This window comes from Massilia solisilvae, assembly GCF_024753215.1.
Taxonomy (GTDB): Bacteria; Pseudomonadota; Gammaproteobacteria; order Burkholderiales; family Burkholderiaceae_D; genus Telluria; species Telluria solisilvae.
Genome location: NZ_JANUGV010000002.1, coordinates 550,116 through 571,694, shown reverse-complemented (window position 1 = coordinate 571,694; position 21,579 = coordinate 550,116). Strand labels below are relative to the sequence as shown.

Genomic DNA, 21,579 nt, shown 5'->3' with positions numbered 1-21,579 from the left:
GATCAGCCCTGTTTGCCGCTGGCGCCGAGCAGGCGCGCCCGGTCGCGCGCGGCCATGGCGCCCAGCATGTCGTTGACGAAGCGGTCCTGCACCTTGTAGGCCTCGGTGGCGCCGGGCTGGATGGTGGACACGCGCACCAGCATGCCGTCGGGGATCTTGCCGGACAGGCCGTAGGCGAGCCGCTGCAGCTTTTGCTCGATGCCCGACAGGACCGCCTTGTCGCCGATCGTGACCCAGTAGGTGATCGGCTCGTTGCGCTGGTCCTGGCGCGCCACCAGGCGCTTGACCGGCAGCGCGCCAAAGCGGGTGGGCAGCGTGCCGCTTTGCTCCTTGACCATCTGGAAGCCCTGGGCCACGTAGCACACCTCGGGCAGGTGCAGCTGCAGCGCCTTGCTCTGGTCGCCGCCGTAGGCGATCGACAGCATCACGCGCTGGCCCTCGGCGTTCACGTAGGTGCGCGCCAGGGTCTGGTCGTAGATCTTCTCGAGCACGGTCTGCTGCTCGGGGTTCGGTTTGAGCGGCACCATGCTGTCGTCCACGCTCCAGCCGCCAAAGCGCTTGGGCACCATCGCCTCAAGACTGAATTGGTCGGCGGCGCTGGCCACGTGGACGGTCGGCGTGAGCGCCCCGGTCAGGGCCGAGGTCAGCGCCATGGCGGCGCCGAGCACGCAGCTGGCGACGAAGCGGCGGTTCATGCCGGCACCTTGTCGCGCACGAGCGCAGCGTCGCGCCGCCGCAGGTACCACTGCAGGCTTGAGTCGACCGACAGGATCAGCGTGAGCGCGGTGAGGAACAGCACCATGCCGGCAAAGCCGTGCAGGAAGCCCTGCCCTGCGGCGTCGCCGAAGTAGTAGGTGATGAGCGTGAGCGCGATCACGCGTATCACGTTGGCCGAGAACGAAATCGGGATGATGAACAGCGCCAGCCCGACGTTGCGGAAGGCCGACGGGTGGCGCATGAAGTTCAGGTAGAACAACCCGAGCGCCTCCAGCGTGAGCAAAGTTTGCAGGCCGGCGCAGGCGTCGGCCACCAGCAGCTGGTACTGGCCGATCTGCAGGATCACCCCGGTGCGGCTGATCGGGTAGCCGGCGGCAAACAGCAGGTGCTCGGTGGCCCACGATACCGCCATCTTCATCGGCAGCGTGACGGCGGCCACGAATTCGCTGGGCAGCGGCACCATGAAGATCATGAAGAAGAACGGGAACCACAGCACGGCCAGCGCGCGCGCGCCGCGCTTGACCAGCAGCACGGCGGCCATCACGGCGATGATCGAGCCGATCTCGAGCATGAGGATGTGCTGCGAGCGCCCCAGCAGGTGCGCCGCCAGGCCAATGGCCAGCACCGGCCAGCCGGCCCAGCTCGCGCGCGGCGGCGTGGTCGCGGCCAGCACCTCGGGCCACTTGCGGAGAATGAGCCACAGCGCCAGGCCGAAGATGATCGGGCCGTGGCCCTGCTCCTCGCCGATCCAGGCCCCGGTGAACAGGTCGTAGAAAGTGGGCACGAACAGGATCGCCAGCCCGGCGAACACCGGCCACCACTCGGGCAGCACGGCGCGCGCGGCCGGCGCCAGCGACATGCGGGGGCGCACCTGGACGTTCATTCAGAACTCCACCACCACCGAGCCGAGCACCTCGGCGCCGGCGTCCACCAGCTGCTCGACCGCGCGGGTGATGGCGGCGACCCGGGTGCGGTGCTTGCGCGCCACCAGCAGCACGCCGCCGGCGCGCCCGGCCACCGCCAGCGCGTCGGCGCCGCGCGCGAACGGCGGCAGGTCGTACAGCACCACGTCGTAGCGGCTTTCGAGCTGGGTGTTGAGGTTGCGGAAGGCTTCGCGCGCCAGCAGTTCCTGCGGGTTGGGCGGCAGCGTCCCGGACGGCATCACCGACAGGTCGACGAAGGCCGGGATGCGCGCGATCACGTCCAGGTCGGCGCGCCCGGCCAGCAGGTCGGACAGGCCCTGGCGCGGCTTCAGGCCGAAGGTTTCCTGTTGCTGCGGGCCGCGCAGGTTGGCGTCCACCAGCAGGGTCTGCTCGCCCAGCTGCGAGAACACCACCGCCAGGTTGGACGCGAACAGGCTGGCGCCGTCGTCCTCGTCCATGCCGACGATGGCCAGCGCACGCCGGCCGCGCGCAAACCAGCGCAGCATCAGCTGGCTGCGCACCGCGCGCAGCGACTCGACCTGGGGCGCGAACGGCTCGTAGGCCGCCACCAGCCGCGGCGACAGGGTGGCCTGGCCCTTCTGCAGATACGGATAGGCGAACTGGCGCGCCAGCGCCTGGGCGATGTCGTCCTCGGAAACCAGCCCGAGGCGCACGGCCGCCTCGCCGAAGCGCAGGCCGAGCTCCTTCTGGGTGCGCAGCACGCGCTCGGCGTTCTCGGGCGTCAGCTTGCCCGAGTCGAGCAGCAAGGCGCCCATGCGCGATTCGGCGGCGGAATGGTCGGCCGACAGCGCCGACAGCACGGGTGAGTTCATGGTCGTGTCCCTTTGGTTAGTTCAGGCGCAGCAGGCGGCGCGGCGCCATCAGGGCGGCCAGCCGGCCGCCCTGGCCGCGTCCGGGCTTCCATTCGATGGTGCCGAGCACGGGAATGCCCAGCATGTCCTTTAGGTCCGAGCTCGAGCGGATCGGGCGGTTGAGCAGCTCGAGCAGCATCGCCAGCCCCACGCCGAGGATGGTTCCCAGCATGATCGACACCAGCGTGTTGAGCAGCACGCGCGGGCCGGACGGGTCCACCGGCGCCACCGCCGGGTTCAGGATCGCCACGTCGGACTGCTCGGACTGGGCCTCGATGCGGGTCTGCGAGAAGCGCTGGCTGGCGGCGTCGAACGCGCGCTGGGCCGAGTCCAGGTCCTTGAGCAGCACGCCGAGCTCGTCGCGTGCACGGTTCAGTTCGAGCACGCGGGTCTTCTGGGCCGCCACCGCATTCTTCAGGTCGGCTTCGCGCTGGCGCAGCACGGCCGCATTGTTGCCCACGCTCCTGGTGACGTTGCCCATCGCGGTGTTGAGCTCGGCGCGCAGCTTGTCCACCTCGGCGCGCGCGGCCTGGTATTGCGGGTGGTTGCGCCCGTAGCGGGCCGAGGTGTCGGCCAGCTTGCCCTCGGCGCTGGCCAGGCCCACGCGCAGGTTCTGCACCAGCGCGTTGTTGGCGACATCGGGCGAGTTGGCGCCGGCGCCGGCCACGTGCTCGCGCGAGTTGGCCTCCATCGCGGCGGCCTGCGCGGCCACCAGCTGCGCCGACAAATCGTTCAGGCGCTGCAGCTCCACGTCCACCCGGTTCATGTCCAGGCTGACGATGCCCTTTTCCTGCTGGTACTTGGACAGGCGCGCCTGGGCCGCCTCGAGGTTGTCGCGCAGCTGCTTGGTCTGCTCGTTGAAGTAGGACGAGGTCTTCTTCATCGGCTCGGTCTTGAGCTGCACCGTCAGCTTCTGGTATTCCTCGGCAAAAGCGTTGGCCACGGCCGCCGCGAACGCCGGGTCGCTGCCCTTGAAGCTGACCTCCACCACCGACGACTCGCGCGCCGGCACGATGTCGAGCTTGCGCAGCAGCAGGTCGGCCAGCCAGTCGCGCACGTCGCCACGGCCGTTGGTGGCGTCGTTGAACTGCTGCACCACGGCCGGGCTTTGGGCCAGGTGCAGCGCATCGACCACGTGCCGCGCCACGTTCTTGCTGCCGATGATGTCGATCTGAGTGGCCATGTAGCCGGGCATCAGCTGGCTCGGCACGGCCATCCCGGTCAGCGGATCGATCCCCTTGTAGTTGAGCAGGACCGAGGCCGTGGCCTTGTAGGTCTTCGGCTGGATCAGGCTCCAGCCAAGGGCCAGCGCGACCGTGGCGGCAAGGGTCCACAGGATGATCTTTTTCCTGGCGTACAGGATCAGCAAGAATTGACGGACGTTCATGGCACGCTTCCTTTATCGGGGGAACAAGAAAACGCTCAGAACCAGCTCTCGCGCACCGTGATCACGTCGTCGGTCTGCACCAGGTCGCTGGCCTTGACGTCGATGGTCTGCACCTGGCCGCTGGGGTCGCGCCGGGTGATGCGCCAGCCGTTGCTGCTGCCGCGCGCGGTCAGGCCGCCGCCGGCCGACACCGCCTGCTGCACGGTCATGCCGCGCTCGACGCGGAACGCGCCCGGCCGCTGCACCTCGCCCATCACGTAGGCACGCGGCGCGCGCTGCACATAGATCACGTCGCCGCCGGTCACTTCGTAGTCGCGGTCCAGCTCGCCCTTGCGCACCATGTCCACGATGTCGATGGTCTCGCGCGTGGTCTTGCCGTCGCGGGTGCGCACCAGGTCCACGGTGTCGCCGCCGTCCACGGCAATGCCGCCGGCCAGCGCCAGCAGGTCGAGCACCTTGCGCTTGCCCTCGACCGGATAGCGGCCCGGGCGGTTGACCTGGCCCAGCACCGACACCTGGTTGCTGGTGAGCGTGGTGATCAGGAGATTGACCTGGGCCTTCTTGAGGTAGCCGCCCTTCTCCAGCGCGTCGCCGATCTTCTTCTCGGCCGCGGCCACCGACAGCCCGCCCACCTTCACCGGACCCAGCAAGGGCACGGTCATCGCGCCGGTTTCGGACACCCGGGTCTCGACCGACATGTCAGGGCTGCCGTACACCGACATCTTGACCACGTCGCCCGGCCCCAGCAGCACCTCGGCGGCCACACCCAGGCCCGCCGCCGTGGCCAGCACGGCCGCCATCATCCATCGCACCATTCGTTTCATGTTCACTCCCTCTCGTTCGGTTTCAAATCACTGCCATCACTTCAGTCCGGCCACGCCACGGTCGAGCGCAGCCTTGTCCACCCCGGCCTGGCCGGCGGCCGGCGCACCCTGCGCCGCGGCGCCAGGCGCCGGCGCCGCCTGCGCTGTGCCGGCCACCGACTGCGCCGGGTTGGCCGCCGGGGCGTTCGGGTCCAGCGCCAGGTCCTTGTTCAGGTATTCGATCCTGGCGTTGGTGCGCAGCCGCTTGATCTCGGCGGCGGCCAGTTCCTTGTTCTTCTCGCCCGCCAGCGCCTGCTCGATCTGCGGGCCGGCCACGTCCAGCGTCACCGGCGCGTCCTTGACGTCGGCGATCGAGATCAGCATCGCGCGGTCGCCCTCGTTGACCACGAAGATCTGGCCCTTGGGCAGCGACAGCAGCTTTTGCGACACCTGCGGCGGCAGGTCGCTGCTGGTGCGCGAGACCTGGCTCTTCGCGTACTTGACCTTGTGCGCGTCCAGCCACACCGCCACCTCCTCGAGCGACCTGGCGCCGTCGGCTGCCTTGCGCAGGTCCGGCGTGAGGCTGGCGGCCGGGATCACCAGCTCGTTCATGTCAAAGCGCTTGCGGTTGGTGAAGAACTCGGGATGCTTGTTGAAGTACTCCTCGACCTCGGTGCTGTTCGGGCGCTGGGTGGCGCCGACCTTCTTGGCCATGTAGGCCTGGGCGATGATCAGGGCGCGCGCACGGTCGATCGCCTGCATCACCTTGGGGTCGCGGTCGAGCTTTTCCTTGGCCGCTTCGTTTTCCAGCAGCTGGCGGTCGATCAGCGCTTGCAACAGTTGCTTGCTGGCGGCCTGCTGCTGGCTGGCCGGCACGCCGGCGCGCGCCAGTTCCTCGTTCAGCTGCAGCACCGTGATTTCGCTGCCGTCCACGCGCGCGAGCGCCTGCCCGGGCTTGGACTCCTTGGCCTTGTCGCCGCAGCCGGCCAGCAGCGCCGCCAGCAGCACCAGCGCCGTGCCGGCGGCGCGCTTGTGGGTGGATTTGGACGTGTTGTTCATGGTGGACAGGGTGTTGTTGTTCAAGATTTTTTCCTCGGACGGTGCGGGCCCGATCAGGCCGCGCTGTTGGGTCGGGAGACATTCATCATTCTGGGATGGGCGCGATTGAGCCTCTGTTCGTGAACTAACGTTGATGAGTCCGCTTCGGTCTGCAACGCCTGGAACGCGGCGTAGGTGCGGCGCAATCCTTCCGGCAACGGCGTGCTGGCCTGCCAGCCGAGCGCCCTGAGCTTGGACACGTCCAGCAGCTTCCTCGGCGTGCCGTCCGGCTTGCTGGTATCGAACACGATGCGCCCGCGGTAGCCGACCGTCTGGCCCACCAGCCGGGCCAGCTCGGCGATGGTGACGTCCTCGCCGGTGCCCACGTTGATGTGCGAGTGCATCGGGTCGGTGGAGGCGGCGTAGGTGCCGTGGTCCAGGCTCATCACGTGCACACAGGCGGCCGCCATGTCGTCCACGAACAGGAATTCGCGCATCGGCTTGCCGCTGCCCCAGATCACCACCTCGGGCGCGTCCTCTTCCATGGCCTCGTGGAAGCGCCGCATCAGGGCCGGGATTACGTGGCTGTTCTCGGGGTGGTAGTTGTCGCCGGGCCCGTACAGGTTGGTCGGCATCACGCTGCGGTAGTCGGTGCCGTACTGCCGGTTGTAGCTCTCGCACAGCTTGATGCCGGCGATCTTGGCCATCGCGTACGGCTCGTTGGTTGGCTCGAGCATGCCGCTCATCAGGTATTCCTCGCGGATCGGCTGCGGCGCCAGGCGCGGGTAGATGCAGGAGGAACCGAGAAACAGCAGCTTGTGCACGCCGGCGCGCCAGGCCTCATGCACCACGTTGGCCTGCACCATCATGTTGTCGTAGATGAATTCGGCCGGGTAGGTGTTGTTGGCGTGGATGCCGCCCACCTTGGCCGCGGCCAGGTACACCTGGTCGATGCGCTCAGTGCGGAAGAACTCGCGCACCTGGGCCTGGTCGGTCAGCTCGAGCTGGGCATGGCTGCGGGTAACGATGTTGGTGTGGCCGCGCGCGGCGAGCGCGCGCACGATGGCTGCGCCGACCAGCCCCTTGTGGCCGGCGACGTAGATGCGGGGCTGTGAGGTATTCAACACTTCACTCCAGAGAAATTGCAACGTCGTAACCATGCGATTTGAGCAGCTTGTGGCGGCGCGCCGTGTCCAGGTCGCACTGCACCATCTCCTGCACCATCGCCTCGAAACTGATGCGCGGCTCCCAGCCCAGGCGGCGCTGCGCCTTGCCGGGGTCACCCAGCAGCGTCTCGACCTCCGTTGGGCGGAAGTATTGGGGATCGACCGCGACGATCGGTTGCCCTACCGCAACCCCTGGCGCTTTATCCCCCTTGATGGACGCGATAACGCCACGTTCGTTGACGCCGCTCCCCTGCCAGGCCAGTTCGATGCCCAGCTCGCGCGCGGCAACTTCGACGAAATGGCGCACCGAATACTGGCGCCCGGTGGCGATCACGAAGTCCTCGGGCGCGTCCTGCTGCAGCATCAGCCACTGCATGTGCACGTAGTCCTTGGCATGGCCCCAGTCGCGCAACGCGTCCAGGTTGCCGAGGAATAGCTGCTGTTCCAGCCCTTGCGCGATGTTGGCCAGCGCGCGCGTGATCTTGCGCGTGACAAAGGTCTCGCCGCGGCGCGGGGATTCGTGGTTGAACAGGATGCCGTTGCAGGCATACATGCCGTAGGCCTCGCGGTAGTTGACCGTGATCCAGTACGCGTACAGTTTGGCCACCGCGTACGGGCTCCTGGGATAGAACGGCGTGTTCTCGCGCTGCGGGGTCTCCTGCACCAGGCCATACAGCTCGGAGGTGGAGGCCTGGTAGAAGCGCGTCTTCTTTTCCAGGCCCAGGAAGCGGACTGCCTCCAGCAGCCGCAGCGTGCCCAGCGCGTCGACGTCGGCGGTGTACTCGGGCGACTCGAACGACACCGCCACGTGGCTCATCGCGCCCAGGTTGTACACCTCGTCCGGCTGCACCTGCTGGATGATGCGGGTGAGGTTGGAGGTGTCGCTCAGGTCGCCGTAGTGGAGGAAGAAATTCTTGTCCGCGGCCTGCGGCGACTGGTAGATGTGGTCGATGCGGTCCGTGTTGAACAGCGAGGCGCGGCGCTTGATGCCGTGGACCTCGTAGCCCTTCTCCAGCAACAACTCGGCGAGGTAGGAACCGTCCTGCCCGGTCACCCCGGTGATCAACGCTTTCTTCATGTTCTCGATCCTTGTTGGGCCCGGGAAAGTGCGCCGGAGCCTGCCTTTAAATATTGCAAACTCAACAAAATTCTACGCAGCGTGGAGTGCTCTGCAACCGATAATCCAATCGTGCGCGCCCTCTTTAAGCCGGTCTTAAGCCGGCAACTCAGCCATCAAACTCAGAAAGCGTTTTCACGCGTCAACACCACCTTGACCGTCTTCAGAATGATCCACAGGTCGAGCCACACCGACCAATTGCGCAGGTAGTCCAGGTCGTACTGGATGCGCGCCTCCATACGGTCGAGCGTTGCGGTTTCGCCGCGCAGGCCGTTGACCTGGGCCCAGCCGGTGATGCCGGGCTTGACCTTGTGGCGCAGCATGTATCCCTTGATCAGCTTGCGGTATTGCTCGTTGTGCGCGACCGCGTGCGGGCGCGGGCCGACAATGCTCATCCGTCCCTGCAGCACGTTGATGAATTGCGGCAGCTCGTCGAGCGAGGTGCGGCGCAGGAAGGCCCCGATCGGCGTCACGCGCTGGTCGCCGCGACTGGCCTGCACCACCTTGTCGCCATCATCCAGCACCGTCATCGAGCGGAACTTGTAGACGATGATTTCCTCGCCATACAGGCCATAGCGGCGCTGGCGGAAGATCACCGGACCGGGCGAAGTCACCCGCACCGCCAGCGCGACCGCCAGCATCAGCGGCGCCAGCAGCAGCAGGATGATGGACGCGAGCACGATGTCGCTGCCGCGCTTGACCATGCTGTTCAGGCCCATGAACGGCGTCTCGCAGATCGCGATCACCGGCATGCCGCCGACGGTATCGAAGCGCGCCTGCATCAGGTCGAAGATGTACACGTCCGGCAAAAAATAGACCGATGCGGTGGTATCCTGCAGCTCGTCGATCAGCTTGCGGATGCGCGGCTGGGCCGAGATCGGCTGGCTGATGAAAATCATCTTGATGTTGTGCTGGCGCACGTAGGCGACGATGTCGCCCATCTTGCCCAGCATCGGGTGGGTGAGCTTGGGCGGGTGGCGCTCGTCGCCGCGGTCGTCGAAGAAGCCGTGGACCTGCATGAACAGGTTCGGGTGCTCGTCGCACACGCGCGCAAAGCGCAGGCCCAGGTCGTTGGCGCCCACCACCAGCACGCTCCTGATCTCCTTGCGCTTGTCGGGCGAGCCGGCGCGGCGCACGGCGATGTGGCTGGTGAGCAGGATCAGCGGCACCGCCACCATCCAGGTGCCGACCACGCGCTCGTCGTAGTAGTACTTCAGGCCGCTGGACGAGCCCAGGAACCACAGCACCGCGATGGTCACGCACCAGCCGAAGATGGTGTCGCGCGCGTAGGCCAGCATGCGGCCGCTGCGCCAGGTGCGGTAGGGGTCGATGTGCTGGTACACCGCCGTCGAGATGAAGAAGGCCAGGATCATCAACACCAGCGAGTAGCCCGAAAACGGCTCGCCGAACAGCAGCGAACACAGGTACAGCGAGCCCATGATGATCAGCGGGTCGAGCACGCGCTGGAAGAACGAAATGATCGGGATGTCGTTGACCGTCATGTTCGTCGTCCGGGTGTCATCCTCAGAACTGCGCGCTTGCGTTGAGGGTAATCATGTTCGAGGTATAGCTGCCGGTCCCGAGCGCGATCGAGCCGCTGCGCGACTGGTGCACGAAGGCCGCCGCCACCTGTACCGCCGGCCGCACGGTCCAGGTGGCGCGCACGGTGGCGGTGCGCAGCGAATCGCTGATGTCCGACGGCGCCACCACGCCCTGGCGCGGGTCGTATTGGCGGTGCTCGTACACGGCGCTGCCCTCCACCTTGAGCTTGGCGGTGGCGTCCCAGATCGCGCCCACGCTGCCGCCCTTGTTGAGGGTGTAGGCCACCAGCGTGCTTTCCAGCGGAGCAAAGTCGCGCCAGATGGCGGCGTTGTAGCCGATCTTGCCGCGCGGCGTGTAGAGCAGCGTGATGCGGCCGTTGGCGCCCTTGGTGGTGCCGCTGCCGAACGAGGGCTGGTCGCGCTTGGCGTAGCCGGCCAGCGCCTGCACCGTGGTCGAGCCGGTGATGATCCAGTTCAGGCGTGCCTTGATCTCGTCCTGGGTGAAATCGTTGTTGACAATGAAAAAGCCGACCGGACGACCATACGGGTAGCGCCCCTTGATCTTGCGCAGCACCAGGCCGACCGTGTTGCCGTTGGCCGGCACGTAGTCGCCTTCCAGCTCGGTCGTATCCTCGGTGCGGTTGTTAAACAGCTGGCTGGTGAGCTCGTAGCTCCACTTCTCGCGCGAGAACGCGGCGCGCGCGCGCCAGCTTGGATGGAAGCTCCACGCGCCATCGACGAAGTTGCGCTTTTGCACGCGCAGGTTGCGCTGGTTGGTGTAGAAGTCGGTGTAAGGTGCCAGCACCTTGGTGTAGGTGCTGCCAGCCTGCCCGGACAGGTGGTTGCCAAGCTGCCAGTACCACGTTGCCGCCAAATCCTTGCCCTGGTAATTCAGCTGCTTGAAATGGGAAAAGCGCACGTCCGACAACTTGGCAACGGCAGTGATGCGCTGCCGGCTGTAGGTATTATCGAAGAGGAAACCCGCGTCGCCCTGCCACCACGAGTCGCCACGCGTGTTGTCGAACGCGGGCGCATTGTCGGGCACGCGCAGCAGGTTGTCGTCATGGCCGTAGCCGACCCCGGCGTACAGATGCCATGCATCAAGTGGCCCGGCCAGGACCGGGGCGGCAAACAGAGCGCCGACGATGAGCGCCAAGGGACGGAGAGGCAACATGTTATTTGTCTTATCGAATCTCATTAGCTGAAAAAAATCACCAGAACGACCAGTTACCGGTCGCCACTACCCACATGCCGAGCATGCCGTTCGTCACCGCATGGGCGGCGATCGGCGACCACAGCGTGCGCTGCCGCTGGTAGAGCCAGCCGTAGGCGAGACCGGCAACAATTCCCGCCAACCACAGGTTGTGCTCAAAGCCGAACAGGACGCTTGTGATAACGAAGCTCTTCAGTCCCAGTTGTGATGGATCAACGGATTGGAAATCCGGGGATGCGATCCACCGCATCAGGAACGAACGCCAGAACAATTCCTCCATGACCGGCACCACCAGCGCCGCCCCGGCGATGCGCACCGCGGCCAGCAGCCAGTCGATGCGGCCATCCGCGCGCGGGTCGTAGCCTTCGGGCGAACCGACGATCATCCAGCCGGCGTCCAGGTTGATCCACAACACCAGCACCAGCGCGCCCGTGGCCACGGCCACCAGCGCCCCCTTCGGACTGAGGCTGGCATGCCTGAGTTCCGCGTAATGCCGCCAGAACACAGCCAGCAGCAGCGCCACCACCGCCACCTTGGCCGGGTACAGCCAGCGCAGCCCGTCAGGCGCGTAGCCCAGCCGTTCCAGCATGTCGCCGGCAAAGATGAACCCGACGTAGGCCAGGAACGGCAGGATGCGCATCCACGCAGCCCGGCTGAGCATGGGAGCATCGACTGGAGCAGGCCGGGGGCCGGAAGCGAACCTCGTGTCGTCGTGCTCGGTCATGTCTCTCCAGGGGCAGTCGAACTGTCTTGATGGAACCGTCCTGACGGCAAATAGTCGTCGGGCCGGTGCCTCGCTCAACTCAACTTTACGCGCCTGCCGCGCACGTTCTGTGCGCTAAATGACATAAGCCTGCTTTTAGTCGAGTCCGCTTGGGATAGGGTTTTCGGTGGGAAAAAGTAGTGTTGCGAAACCATCGGCGGGATGGCTTGTCTGAACCGGGACAGGCGCCCCGGCGCGATGGAAGGAGACCAGATGAACCGCTACTACACCGAGCGTCCCGCATCGGGGGCGGGTTACGTGCTTAGCGCGTTTGCGCTGGGCGCGCTGGCGATGTACCTGCTGGACCCGGTCCAGGGCCGGCGCCGGCGCGCGCTGATCCGCGACAAGGCCTACAGCGCGGGCATCAAGACGCGCAAGATCGCGGATGCGGCTTCGACCGACATCAGCAACCGCGCGCGTGGCGCCGTGGCCGAGCTGCGGCGGGTGGCGCGTGGCATGGGGGTGTGGCCCGAGCAGGGTCGGGAGATGGGGTGGCCGGATGGGCCGGGTTGACTATCCCATGACCCCGTCGTTCCGGCGAGAGCCGGAACCCATGCTGAGGCGGTGTCGTCCGCGCGTCACCCAGCAGGCTCGGCATGGGTCCCGGCTGGCGCCGGGACGACGACGGTGAGGTATAAGGCCTAGCCTTCGCCGCGCGCGCGTGCCTCGATCTGTTCCCAGCGCTCGAGCGCCTCGAGCAGTTGCTCCTCGATCTCGGCGTAGCGCGCTGTCATGCGCTTGGCGTCGGCCGGATTGGTCTTGTAGAAGTCCGGCCCGTTCAGCTGCGCGGTAATGGCCGATTGCTCGTCCTCCAGGCTGGCAATCAGCTGCGGCAGTTCTTCCAGCTCGCGCTGCTCCTTGTAGCTGAGCTTGACCTTCTTGCCAGGCCCGTTCTGGGCCGCCTGCGGCGCCTCGGTCGGCTTGGGCTGGCTCTGCTTGGGCGCCGGCGCGGCAGCAGGCGCTTCGCTGCGCGCGCGCTCCCAATCGCTGTAGCCGCCCACGTACTCGCGCCACACGCCTTGGCCTTCGGCCACGATCACCTGCGTGACCACGTTATCGAGGAAGGTACGGTCGTGGCTGACGAGGAACACGGTGCCGGTGTAGTCCTCCAGCAGTTCTTCCAGCAGCTCGAGCGTGTCGATGTCCAGGTCGTTGGTCGGCTCGTCCAGCACCAGGCAGTTGGCCGGCTTGGCGAACAGGCGCGCCAGCAACAGGCGATTGCGTTCGCCGCCGGACAGCGACTTCACCGGCGAGCGCGCGCGTTCGGGCGCGAACAGGAAGTCGCCCAGGTAGCTCATCACATGCTTCTTCTGCCCGTTGATCTCGACCCAGTCGCTGCCCGGCGAAATCGTGTCCGCCAGCGACGCCTCTTCATTGAGCTGGGCGCGCATCTGGTCGAAGTAGGCCACGTTCAGGCGCGTGCCCAGCTGCACCTTGCCGCTGTCGGCCGGCTCCTCGCCCAGGATGATCTTCAGGAGGGTGGTCTTGCCGGCGCCATTCGGCCCGATCAGGCCCACCTTGTCGCCGCGCAGGATCGTGGTGCTGAAATTCTTGATGATGAGCTTCTCGCCAAACGACTTGGAGACATTTTCCAGTTCCGCCACAATCTTGCCGGAGCGCTCGCCGGCAGCCACGTCCAGCCGCACCTGGCCCTGCTGGTCGCGGCGCGCCACGCGCTGTTCGCGCAGCGCCTCCAGCCGGCGCACGCGGCCCTCGTTGCGGGTACGGCGCGCCTCCACGCCCTTGCGGATCCACACCTCTTCCTGCGCCAGGAACTTGTCGAACTTGGCGTTCTCCACTTCCTCGACGGCGAGCAGCTCGCGCTTGCGCTCCTGGTATTTTGAGAAATTGCCCGGGAACGAAAGCAGCTTGCCGCGATCGAGCTCGATGATGCGGGTGGCCACGTTGTCCAGGAAGCTGCGGTCGTGCGTGATGAACAGCACGGAGCCGCGGAAATCGCGCAGCAGTGCCTCCAGCCACTTGATCGAAGTGAAGTCGAGGTGGTTGGTCGGCTCGTCCAGCAGCAGCACGTCCGGCGCGGAGACCAGCGCCACGGCCAGCGCCACGCGCTTTTGCATGCCGCCCGACAGCGTGCCCATCTTCGCGTCGCGCGCCAGGCCCAGGCGGTCCAGCGTGGTATCGACCTTGTTGGTGAGGTTCCAGGCGTCGGTCGCATCTAACCGGGCTTGGAGCACGTGCATGCGCTCCATCAGCGCCTCGTCGTTGCCCTGCCCGAACTGCCCGGTCAGCGACTCGTACTCGGCCAGCATCGCCTGCTGCTCGCCCATACCGGCGGCCACCGCGTCGAACACGGTGTCGTCCGGGTTGAACACGGGCTCCTGTTCCACATACGCGATGTTGATGCCTTGCTGCATGACCAGCAGGCCATCGTCGAGTTTGGAGCGGCCCGACAGGATCTTCAGGAGCGAGGACTTGCCGGTGCCGTTGCGGCCGATGAGGCCGACGCGCTCGCCCGCTTCGAGCGAAAAATCGGCGTGGTCTAGCAGTGCGACGTGGCCAAAGGCGAGCTGGGCGGAACTGAGGGAGATGACTGCCATAACGTTTACAAGGCGCGGGCGCGCGCGGCTGGAAAACCAAAGAAGCAGCATTGTACCGGTAGTCAAGCCGCTGGGCCTACCGCGATGGGACCAAGGGCCGATTGCGGCCGGGCCGCGTGGGCGTCACACTGCTGACGTCCTATCTGGCGAGGCCATCATGAATCAGCGATTGCTATTGGGGCTCGTGCCCGTTTTCCTGTCCAGCGGCTGCGCCTCCGGGCCGCCCTTTGTCGACAAGATGGAGCCGGAAGCGGTGGCCGCGGCCGAGCGCCGGGGCCAGTTCCAGCTCGATTGCCCGCAAGCGACGGGACAGGTGATCCACCGGCAGGAGCTGCAGCCGCTGGCGTTTGGCGGTTACGTGCGCGCCCAGTATTCGGTGGGCGTATCCGGTTGCGGCAAGCGGATGGTGGTCGAGATCCTGTGCTCGGAGAACAATAACCAGTGCGTCCAGCGGGGCTGACCCGCGCATTTTCCATTGTGCCGGCCCCTCGGCTATAATTGCGGCAGTTCACGATCCCGGGCTGCCACGCAGCGTCCGCTCGCCGAACCGCAGGCCCGTCCTGCCCAGCGCGCCGCGCCTTGCGGCCGCTCGCGTCCTCCCCGTAGCACAATGGATAGTGCACATGCCTCCTAAGCGTGGGATACTGGTTCGATTCCAGTCGGGGGGACCAACCCTTCGCTCCAGGTCGTCTCGCGGTGGTCTCACCGCATCTCAAAATACACCTCCTCTGCTCTGACGCAAACGCCGGCGTCGCCTCAACCAAGCTCATCCTTCATGTTGGCATGTGCGGCGTTCAGTTCGGTCCCCGACGGCGCCGTCGACCAACAGGGGACACGACATGGCCCTGACAGATGTGTTCGTTCGACAATCAAAGTGGTCGGGGGCAAAAGCCAATTGCGTTCGAGAATGCGCGAACTCACGAGCGAGGCGCGTCTTCAAAACGTCAATCTCAATCTGCCACACCCCCTGTCACTCCTGGCGCTTGCCTACTTGGGAGAAGGCTGCACCCCGGACCAACTATGTGAACAGGTGCGTGCCGACATTAAACTGCAAACGGGGCTTTAGAAAGCCGAGCACGCGGGTGCTCGGCTTTCGGTCACGCAGTCGAGTCTATTTGGGCGACCGCTCGGCCGGAAGCGTTGGCCTTTTCCCACGGGTCGCCAACAAGACACAGACCATCAAAATGCAGAATATGACCGGCCACGCGATCGCGCTCGGGACTTGTGGGAACAGCGCATGGTGCACTATCCCAAGGATGATGGCGAAGACACAAAGCGCACGCCCCGCGGGTGTACGCAACCATGCGCTAACACCATCCGCGTGTTTTCTGGCATAGAACGGGCTCACCGCGGTGAACATATGCCGTGCGATTCCGGGCTGTCCACGCTTGATCTCTACGAAGTTCACAGGCCACCCAGTCGGGGCGGTGTCCGCCGCCACCGATCCTGCCTCTTGTATGACCTGAACAAGGTCACCTTCGCCCTCCAAACCGACGACCAGCGCGGGCTTGTCGCTCGCGGACGGGTCATGCATCAAGCAGAGATACGCACCCTTAACGCTAGCATGCCTCGCCATTAGTTTTGCCAGCGCGGTCACCATGGCCGCGGGGTACTCGGCCGGCTGCCCCAGCAGAACCTTCCTCGGTTCGTGCACCTCGTCGACCGCCAGCGTGGAGTTCACGCCGGTTCTCAGCAGCGCTGCGATTTCGTGTGGAGCAAACTCCTTCGCATAGTCCGACGCTGGGTTGATGACCAAACGCGCGCCACTCGTCATCTCAAAAAATGCCCTTGCCGGCATCGCCAGGTACTGCGCTGGCTCTTTTAACGCGCGCTGCAGCGCTTCCATGCTCGCAAAAAAAGGGATCACCGCCGTCCCATCTGCTTTCTTCCACTGCGCAAGCGAAAGGGTTGCGCCGGCGGGCAGCGTTTGCCCTCCCTCACCAGGAGCGTTGGATGACCCGAGTACATAGATCTCGGACTCGAGGAGTATCCGATAAAACTCCGGGCGCGCGGCCGGGTCAGCGGCCGCTGTGGCGAGTGCTGATTCTAGTCGTTCCATGGGGAGCGGCTCCTGTGGTTGAGATATAGCCTGGGGAACGGAGAACGGCCCGCGAGGATTGGGCGCCGGTTAATCCACCATAGCCGGCAGACTGCCAATTAGCTTGCACCCGCACTCGGTTGTGCAGCCCTCAACCGCAACCGGGATGCCGCCGGCCGTAAATGTGCTGTGGGCCGTTATGATCTTGTTTACACCGTGCGGCTTCCCGCCCGGGTACGACTCGGGGCAATCGACTTTATCGCCGAGCCTGGCAATGGAACGCCCCCTGATGTCGTGTGTAGGCGAGCCACTGATGACAGTACCACCGTGATCGGTCCTATCACCGACCGTAATTATTTTCAGCGTCATTCGAGTACGCTCCCTTTGTATCCTAATCCGTCCCTTCAGCCGCATTACCAGTCTTTAAGCAATACCGGCTTCCCGGTACTTCTCTCCAATCTAATCGGGTAGCAAATCATTGTCACGATTGTTTGGACGAATATCTCAACGCCCCAAAGCGTGATAGGAACAGCAAAAAAGCCCAGCACTAAGAACAGCCCGTGGCCGTCACCGAAAATCGGGCTCAATATTCTATTTAAGACAAGGACGAACGGAGCCACGACCATTGCTGCGTAAACATGGTACGACCTGAAGGGGTTACGGTCCGTACGGGCTCGCTCCAAGAGCCCGACAGCCTCTCTACTAAAAGTGATCGATCGACCCTCATCGCAATACATTCGGGCGAGCAGGCCCTTATTACCGCTCAACGCCTTTTCTATGTCTCGGAAAATCGCAAAAGCGCGATGAATTAATAATGACGTAATCCCAACCAACGCGATAACGCGCGCCCAAGAACTCATCGGCGCGAACAGCGGATAGAAATATAACATCGCGAAGCCGAACACCCAAAACATACTAAACAGCATGAACATCGCGAGTAGACCATTCCCAAGAACCCGGTCGGTGTTCCTAAAGGGCAAATAGACCAGCCACACAAGCCCAGAAAGAACGAGATTCAATCCCAACGACGCCTTCCATACAGCAGACGAACAATTAAATGAATCGGTTCCGGCCCAAATGAGTGCAGTGCCAAGCATAGAAATAAAAAGCCCGCCGAGCGAAGCGAACCTAACTAGCACTCTCAAGTGTCCTCCTGGTTGCGCCAGATCTCCTTCCGTCTTCGGCTTTCCCATTTTTCACCTCATGATTGGAAGCACTGGAACAAGTTCATAACGCTGATATCGAACGTCCTTGCTCACCTCAGCAAGATAGCGAGCGGTATCCCGAAATGTTTTCGAACACCAGGTCGTTGAATCAGCTTCGCCCAGCGCACGGCTAATCGCTTTATCGCCTTTCTCGACGGCATATGTCCATGCCGCAGCGACTGCAAGTGTGCCAAGCACTACCAATACCACTGGCGCCGCAATACTTACACCGATGAGCGCCAATCCGGAAAACAAGGCAGCCACGGTGGCAGTTGTTAGAGCCGCCACTAGTCCAGCTTTCATGAGGTCGATCCCGACTTTTGCAAACAGGTCAACAAAGTCTTTTTTTGGCTTTCCGTCCGCCCCAATCTGCGAATAGTCTTTATACCATTCTGCCACGTCAATTGCTATTGTGAAACCAATGGTGATAGCTCCTCCCTTTAATACCATCTTGCCTTCTTCTTTTGCAAAAACCTTAATGGAATCTTTGGCTGCACCTTTAGCCGCGTCCCAAGCCTGCGTGGCCCCGCCAGCCCCACCAGTAATTTTTACAATCTTCGGATGGCTCAGGCCGTATCGCGATGCCGAAACCACCTCACGAATTCTGTTGTTACCGTTGAAAATCATATACACTTTCGGGCCGGCTCGGTGTACGACTCGCTGCAAGTGAAATCTGCAACCGACAAGCTCTTTAACCCAAGCATGATTGTCTAACGCGTATCCCCCTACGCCTGCGAGCTGCCCTATTATCCAGTTTCTCGTAACGATATCTTCGCTGTCTACGTGCAAGGACTCTGCGCCACTTTCAAAGAACTCAAGTATGTATTGCGGGGCGCCGCGCGGCGATACCTCATGCACATGAAGTGAATGCGCAGAATCGTCCATGCTTCCGTGACGCGACTGGCTGTGTGACTCCGGTGCTGTTGGCGCCGCGGGAGAATGGGCGAGTGCGATAATGATTGGGGCAGGTTTCTCTTTCGGATCCTCAGTGTGGCGATGAGTATCCCATTCATTGGGCTTTACTTCAGAGATGACATGGCCATCACATTTAAGGACGAGGGCGCCGCGGAAGCCCCTGCTTACCCATACGTGCATTCGCTCGCCATCTTTGAAAGTTACCTTATCACGGCGCGCGGCATAGACGAGCTTCTTATCCCTGGGATTATAAAAATCCGACTCAGTGGTCTCGAGGGTGTAGGTCTTTCCGTTCCCAAGTTTGATATCGAAAATCACATCCCGGTGCTTACGTAATATAACCTTGAGCTTATCGGTTCCGCCGCCGAGCCAGCACTGGACCGTTTCCCCGGGTAGGTCGATACAATGTTCTTGCACAGCCATCTCGTCATCTGCGTGCTTAACCTCGGTTGGCATCCTTTACCTCGACTATTTTCGTTTGATCTGTTCAGCTCTGAACGAGCCCCTGGAGACGTCGCTAATGGTGGCTTTCCCTTCCGCATCCAACGTCCTGTCATGCATTTGCCCGTCCCAGGCATGTGCTTGAATCGGATCATGCTGCAGGGGGTTGCCGTCAGCATCGACGTACTCCAGATGCAAATCGCGCTTGACGGAGACATCAACTGCATTGCTGTTCAGGCTAGGAGCCGCCATACCTTTTGCTGCAGGGAGGTGGTGGGAAGCGGCATGAGCGACGAAAGTGCCGTTGGTGCCAAATTCGATTCCACCTGCATTGAATTTCGCGTAGCTGCCGCCGCCGTTGATGACAATGTCCTCTTTGGCGCTAATGACGATTCGGTTTGCCGTCTGGGTAATGCTGAGCTTGGCCAGCAGGTTGATACTGTCGGTGAGAGCCTTGACGTCCACATCGCCTGCAGCGGCGATCAGCTTCATGCCGGCCTTTTGCACGAACAGCCGGAACGTCTGCCGGACGCTCGCGAAGAAGCCGTCGCCAGCGGCGATGGAAACGCTCCTGCCCGTGGTGATCGCCGTGTTCAGATCACTGGCGAAGTGGGTGGACTGAGCAGTGGTGGTCGCAATGCCGGCGGGGCTCGCAAGGATTAGCTGTGGTTCGGCCAACTCCGGCGAGCTGGCCTTGTTTGCGCCGGCATCCTTGCCCCGGGTCGCATCGATCTGGGCCTTGAGCGCCTTTGCAACGTCCGACTGTTGTCCCAGCTTCTCTTGGGCGCCATTCTGCTCGGCCAGCTCGGCTTGGCCTTCCTGCATTTCTCGAGCAGCGGTGAGACGTTGAATCGTTTCGCCCATATCCTTGATGTGGCCACGAGCGGAGGTCCGCGCCTCAGTCGTGATCAGCATGCCTTGTGCGGCGCGCGCCACGCCGTGTCCGTCCGTGCGGAGCTCCCAGCCTTCGCCCCGTGCATCCTTGCGCCCGGTCGTGTCCTCGATCCGCGTGATGTGCCCGAGCGAGAGCTGGCTGCACTGGTGGTCGCTCTTGAGCTGCGCCTGGATCTGCTGGTTGGTGTCGTCCAGGATGAGATGGTTACCCCGTGCGCCGCCTCCGGCCAGCTCCCTGCTGCGCAGACCACTCAGCGCTGCTTGCCCCGGCAGGTTCCAGGGCGGCATGTGGCGGCCGTTGTAGAGCGCGCCGAGTATCAGTGGGTGGTCGATGTTCCCGTCCGGGTAGACGACCGCTACCTCCTCGCCCACCCGCGGCAGCCGGACCTGGCCGAACTGGTTGCCCGCGGCCGGCACCATCACCCGCATCCACGGCGAGCTGTTCTCGTCGTAGTTGCCCAGCCGGTCCCAATGGAACTGCACCTTTACGCGCCCCAGGCCATCGGTGTGGATTTCCGACCCGGCCGGCCCGACGACGGTCGCGGTCTGCACGCCCGGGTTGGCGCACGGTTCGCTGTTGTAGCTGGGCCCGGGCCGCCAGTGGATGTCCTTGCGTATGCAGGTAAAACTGTTCTCGTAGTGCGACGGCGCACCGCGACCGGCCAGGTAGTTGTTGCTGGCCTCGTGATCGACAGCGAGGATCAGGTAGTCGCGGTCGGCGATGCTGCGCCGCGGCTCGGGATCGTACTCCACCGACCGCGGATCGGCACTGAAATGGCCACCGAGCTTGAACGTGCGGCCCGGCTGCACCGTCCGGTCGTTCCCGGCCGCTTCAAAGTACTGCGTGTCCTTGTCCTGCTCCACCATGCGCTGCTGCGCGAGCTTCTCGCCATCGATCCGAGTGCGAAAGCCGTAGGCGCCAGTGTTCTCGTAGACCTCGTGCGGGAAGAAATCGCCCTGCTGGTTGGCCGAGCCAACGCTCGCGCGCTGGGGAACCGGGTTCTTGTAGTCGAAGCTGGCCAGCGTGGTCTTGCCCGAACCAAGGCGCCGCACCGCAGTCCACTCGCGGATGCCGTCGTCCTCGAGCGCCCCGCCCTTGTCGCGGAACGGGATCACGTCCGCGTCGTCATGCCGGGTCGCGTCAATCGGCTCGGCCAGCACGCTCCTGTCCGACAAGACGAGCCTGTGGCCGTCGAAGCGGTGTTCGTACCAGTAATGCAGTCCGCGCACCTCCCAGCGCCGGTGCAGGTGGTTGTAGTCGCTCTCGTTGTGCTGGTTGGCGACGGTCAGTCTCGGGTCGTCGTCGAACGTGTTCATGTGCCAGTCGGCCTGGCGGTAGTGCGTCAGCGTCGCCTCGGTGATCTCTCGCACGCTCTTGCCGTGGAAAGACACGTTGTCCTTGCGTAGCCGCGCGAATGCGAGCCACGGTTCCAGCACCATGTGGTAGAACGCGAAGCCGCCGTCGGTGCGCACGAACCTGAATTCGGTCACGTAGCCGTTGAAGTACCGCAGCGAGCCGTCCTCGCGCACCAGCGAGATGGTCACCATCCGCGCCATCATCTTCTTCAGCGGAATGCGCGCATCGTCGGACAGCACCTCCACGTCGAACCTGAAGTCGCGCGAGAGCTCCTCGTGCGCGTGCAGTGTGTTCACGAGCAGGGTGGCAGTGTGCGGCCCGTCCTGGAAGGGGAACTCGAGCCGCATAAAGCGGTTGTGCTGCGAGTCGCCGCTAAACGCCGACAGCGCGGCTCCGGCCGCAATTACCTGGCTCCCGCTCATTACCTGCCTCCACTGGTCGCCCGGTGTGGGCGTAGCGTAAAAGGAAAATTGTGCAGCAGCTACGTTACCGCGCTGTGCTGGCAGCAACCTTGACAGCAGTCAACGCGCGCCGAGCAATCGGAAGTCTCCGACAGCGCTGACTGAGCTTGATCAGTATCAATCCGCCTGTGCTGGCAGCGCCTACAGTTTTGCTCGTATTGCCTCTTTGT

19 protein-coding genes and 1 tRNA gene are annotated in these 21,579 nt (G+C 64.0%); 3 read left to right on the top strand and 17 right to left on the bottom strand.

The window, feature by feature from the left end; all coding sequences use genetic code 11:
* Positions 1-2: 2 nt before the first annotated feature.
* The 11 genes from epsI to NX773_RS10720 all read right to left on the bottom strand — a co-directional run bounded on the left by epsI (position 3) and on the right by NX773_RS10720 (position 11,501).
* Positions 3-695, bottom strand: coding sequence for an exosortase-associated protein EpsI, B-type (gene epsI / locus NX773_RS10770; protein WP_258856326.1), 693 nt, complete (start codon positions 693-695; stop codon positions 3-5).
* A complete protein-coding gene (gene xrtB, locus NX773_RS10765) occupies positions 692-1,600 on the bottom strand; it encodes an exosortase B (protein WP_258856325.1) in 909 nt (302 codons plus the stop codon). Before xrtB ends, epsI begins: the two co-directional genes overlap by 4 nt.
* The gene (gene epsG, locus NX773_RS10760; RefSeq protein ID WP_258856324.1) at positions 1,601-2,473 is read right to left on the bottom strand and encodes a chain length determinant protein tyrosine kinase EpsG; all 873 of its coding nucleotides are present in this window, start codon (positions 2,471-2,473) and stop codon (positions 1,601-1,603) included.
* Positions 2,474-2,489: 16 nt separating this feature from the next.
* A complete protein-coding gene (gene epsF / locus NX773_RS10755; RefSeq protein ID WP_258856323.1) occupies positions 2,490-3,899 on the bottom strand; it encodes a chain length determinant protein EpsF in 1,410 nt (469 codons plus the stop codon).
* A gap of 35 nt (positions 3,900-3,934) precedes the next feature.
* On the bottom strand, positions 3,935-4,723 hold the full coding sequence (gene epsE, locus NX773_RS10750) for a polysaccharide export protein EpsE (RefSeq protein ID WP_258822310.1): 789 nt from the start codon (positions 4,721-4,723) through the stop codon (positions 3,935-3,937).
* A 36-nt stretch (positions 4,724-4,759) separates the two neighbouring features.
* Positions 4,760-5,785, bottom strand: coding sequence for an EpsD family peptidyl-prolyl cis-trans isomerase (locus NX773_RS10745; protein WP_307728524.1), 1,026 nt, complete (start codon positions 5,783-5,785; stop codon positions 4,760-4,762).
* 29 nt (positions 5,786-5,814) lie between these two features.
* Positions 5,815-6,864, bottom strand: coding sequence for a GDP-L-fucose synthase (fcl, locus tag NX773_RS10740; protein WP_370662242.1), 1,050 nt, complete (start codon positions 6,862-6,864; stop codon positions 5,815-5,817).
* Positions 6,865-6,868: 4 nt separating this feature from the next.
* The gene (gene gmd / locus NX773_RS10735) at positions 6,869-7,984 is read right to left on the bottom strand and encodes a GDP-mannose 4,6-dehydratase (RefSeq protein ID WP_258856321.1); all 1,116 of its coding nucleotides are present in this window, start codon (positions 7,982-7,984) and stop codon (positions 6,869-6,871) included.
* 161 nt (positions 7,985-8,145) lie between these two features.
* Entirely contained in the window at positions 8,146-9,525 is a 1,380-nt protein-coding gene (locus tag NX773_RS10730) for an undecaprenyl-phosphate glucose phosphotransferase (protein WP_258856320.1), read from the bottom strand.
* A gap of 22 nt (positions 9,526-9,547) precedes the next feature.
* Positions 9,548-10,738, bottom strand: a complete 1,191-nt coding sequence (epsL, locus tag NX773_RS10725) for an XrtB/PEP-CTERM-associated polysaccharide biosynthesis outer membrane protein EpsL (protein WP_258856319.1) — start codon at positions 10,736-10,738, stop codon at positions 9,548-9,550.
* A gap of 37 nt (positions 10,739-10,775) precedes the next feature.
* Positions 10,776-11,501, bottom strand: coding sequence for a CAAX prenyl protease-related protein (locus NX773_RS10720; RefSeq protein WP_258856318.1), 726 nt, complete (start codon positions 11,499-11,501; stop codon positions 10,776-10,778).
* A gap of 252 nt (positions 11,502-11,753) precedes the next feature.
* Between NX773_RS10720 and NX773_RS10715 the strand changes: the two genes are divergently transcribed.
* The gene (locus NX773_RS10715; RefSeq protein WP_258856317.1) at positions 11,754-12,053 is read left to right on the top strand and encodes a hypothetical protein; all 300 of its coding nucleotides are present in this window, start codon (positions 11,754-11,756) and stop codon (positions 12,051-12,053) included.
* Between the two features lie 128 nt (positions 12,054-12,181).
* On the opposite strand, the gene NX773_RS10710 is transcribed toward NX773_RS10715, so the two are convergent.
* Positions 12,182-14,098 carry an ATP-binding cassette domain-containing protein gene (locus tag NX773_RS10710; protein ID WP_258856316.1) on the bottom strand — a complete coding sequence of 639 codons (1,917 nt, stop codon included), beginning with the start codon at positions 14,096-14,098 and terminating at the stop codon, positions 12,182-12,184.
* A gap of 157 nt (positions 14,099-14,255) precedes the next feature.
* Between NX773_RS10710 and NX773_RS10705 the strand changes: the two genes are divergently transcribed.
* Together NX773_RS10705 and NX773_RS10700 are read left to right on the top strand one after the other, a co-directional pair.
* Entirely contained in the window at positions 14,256-14,558 is a 303-nt protein-coding gene (locus NX773_RS10705) for a hypothetical protein (protein ID WP_258856314.1), read from the top strand.
* A gap of 136 nt (positions 14,559-14,694) precedes the next feature.
* A tRNA-Arg gene (locus NX773_RS10700) sits at positions 14,695-14,769 on the top strand.
* Between the two features lie 440 nt (positions 14,770-15,209).
* On the opposite strand, the gene NX773_RS10695 is transcribed toward NX773_RS10700, so the two are convergent.
* From NX773_RS10695 to NX773_RS10675, 5 genes are all read right to left on the bottom strand, one after another.
* Complete coding sequence (locus NX773_RS10695; protein WP_258856313.1) at positions 15,210-16,157, bottom strand: enhanced serine sensitivity protein SseB C-terminal domain-containing protein; 948 nt, start codon at positions 16,155-16,157, stop codon at positions 15,210-15,212.
* Between the two features lie 69 nt (positions 16,158-16,226).
* Positions 16,227-16,505 (bottom strand): PAAR domain-containing protein, encoded by a 279-nt coding sequence (locus NX773_RS10690; RefSeq protein WP_258856312.1) that lies wholly within the window; start codon positions 16,503-16,505, stop codon positions 16,227-16,229.
* Between the two features lie 44 nt (positions 16,506-16,549).
* Positions 16,550-17,329, bottom strand: a complete 780-nt coding sequence (locus tag NX773_RS10685) for a hypothetical protein (protein ID WP_258856311.1) — start codon at positions 17,327-17,329, stop codon at positions 16,550-16,552.
* 3 nt (positions 17,330-17,332) lie between these two features.
* Positions 17,333-18,712, bottom strand: coding sequence for a hypothetical protein (locus NX773_RS10680; RefSeq protein ID WP_258856310.1), 1,380 nt, complete (start codon positions 18,710-18,712; stop codon positions 17,333-17,335).
* A 12-nt stretch (positions 18,713-18,724) separates the two neighbouring features.
* A complete protein-coding gene (locus NX773_RS10675) occupies positions 18,725-21,370 on the bottom strand; it encodes a type VI secretion system Vgr family protein (protein WP_258856309.1) in 2,646 nt (881 codons plus the stop codon).
* Positions 21,371-21,579: the final 209 nt, after the last annotated feature.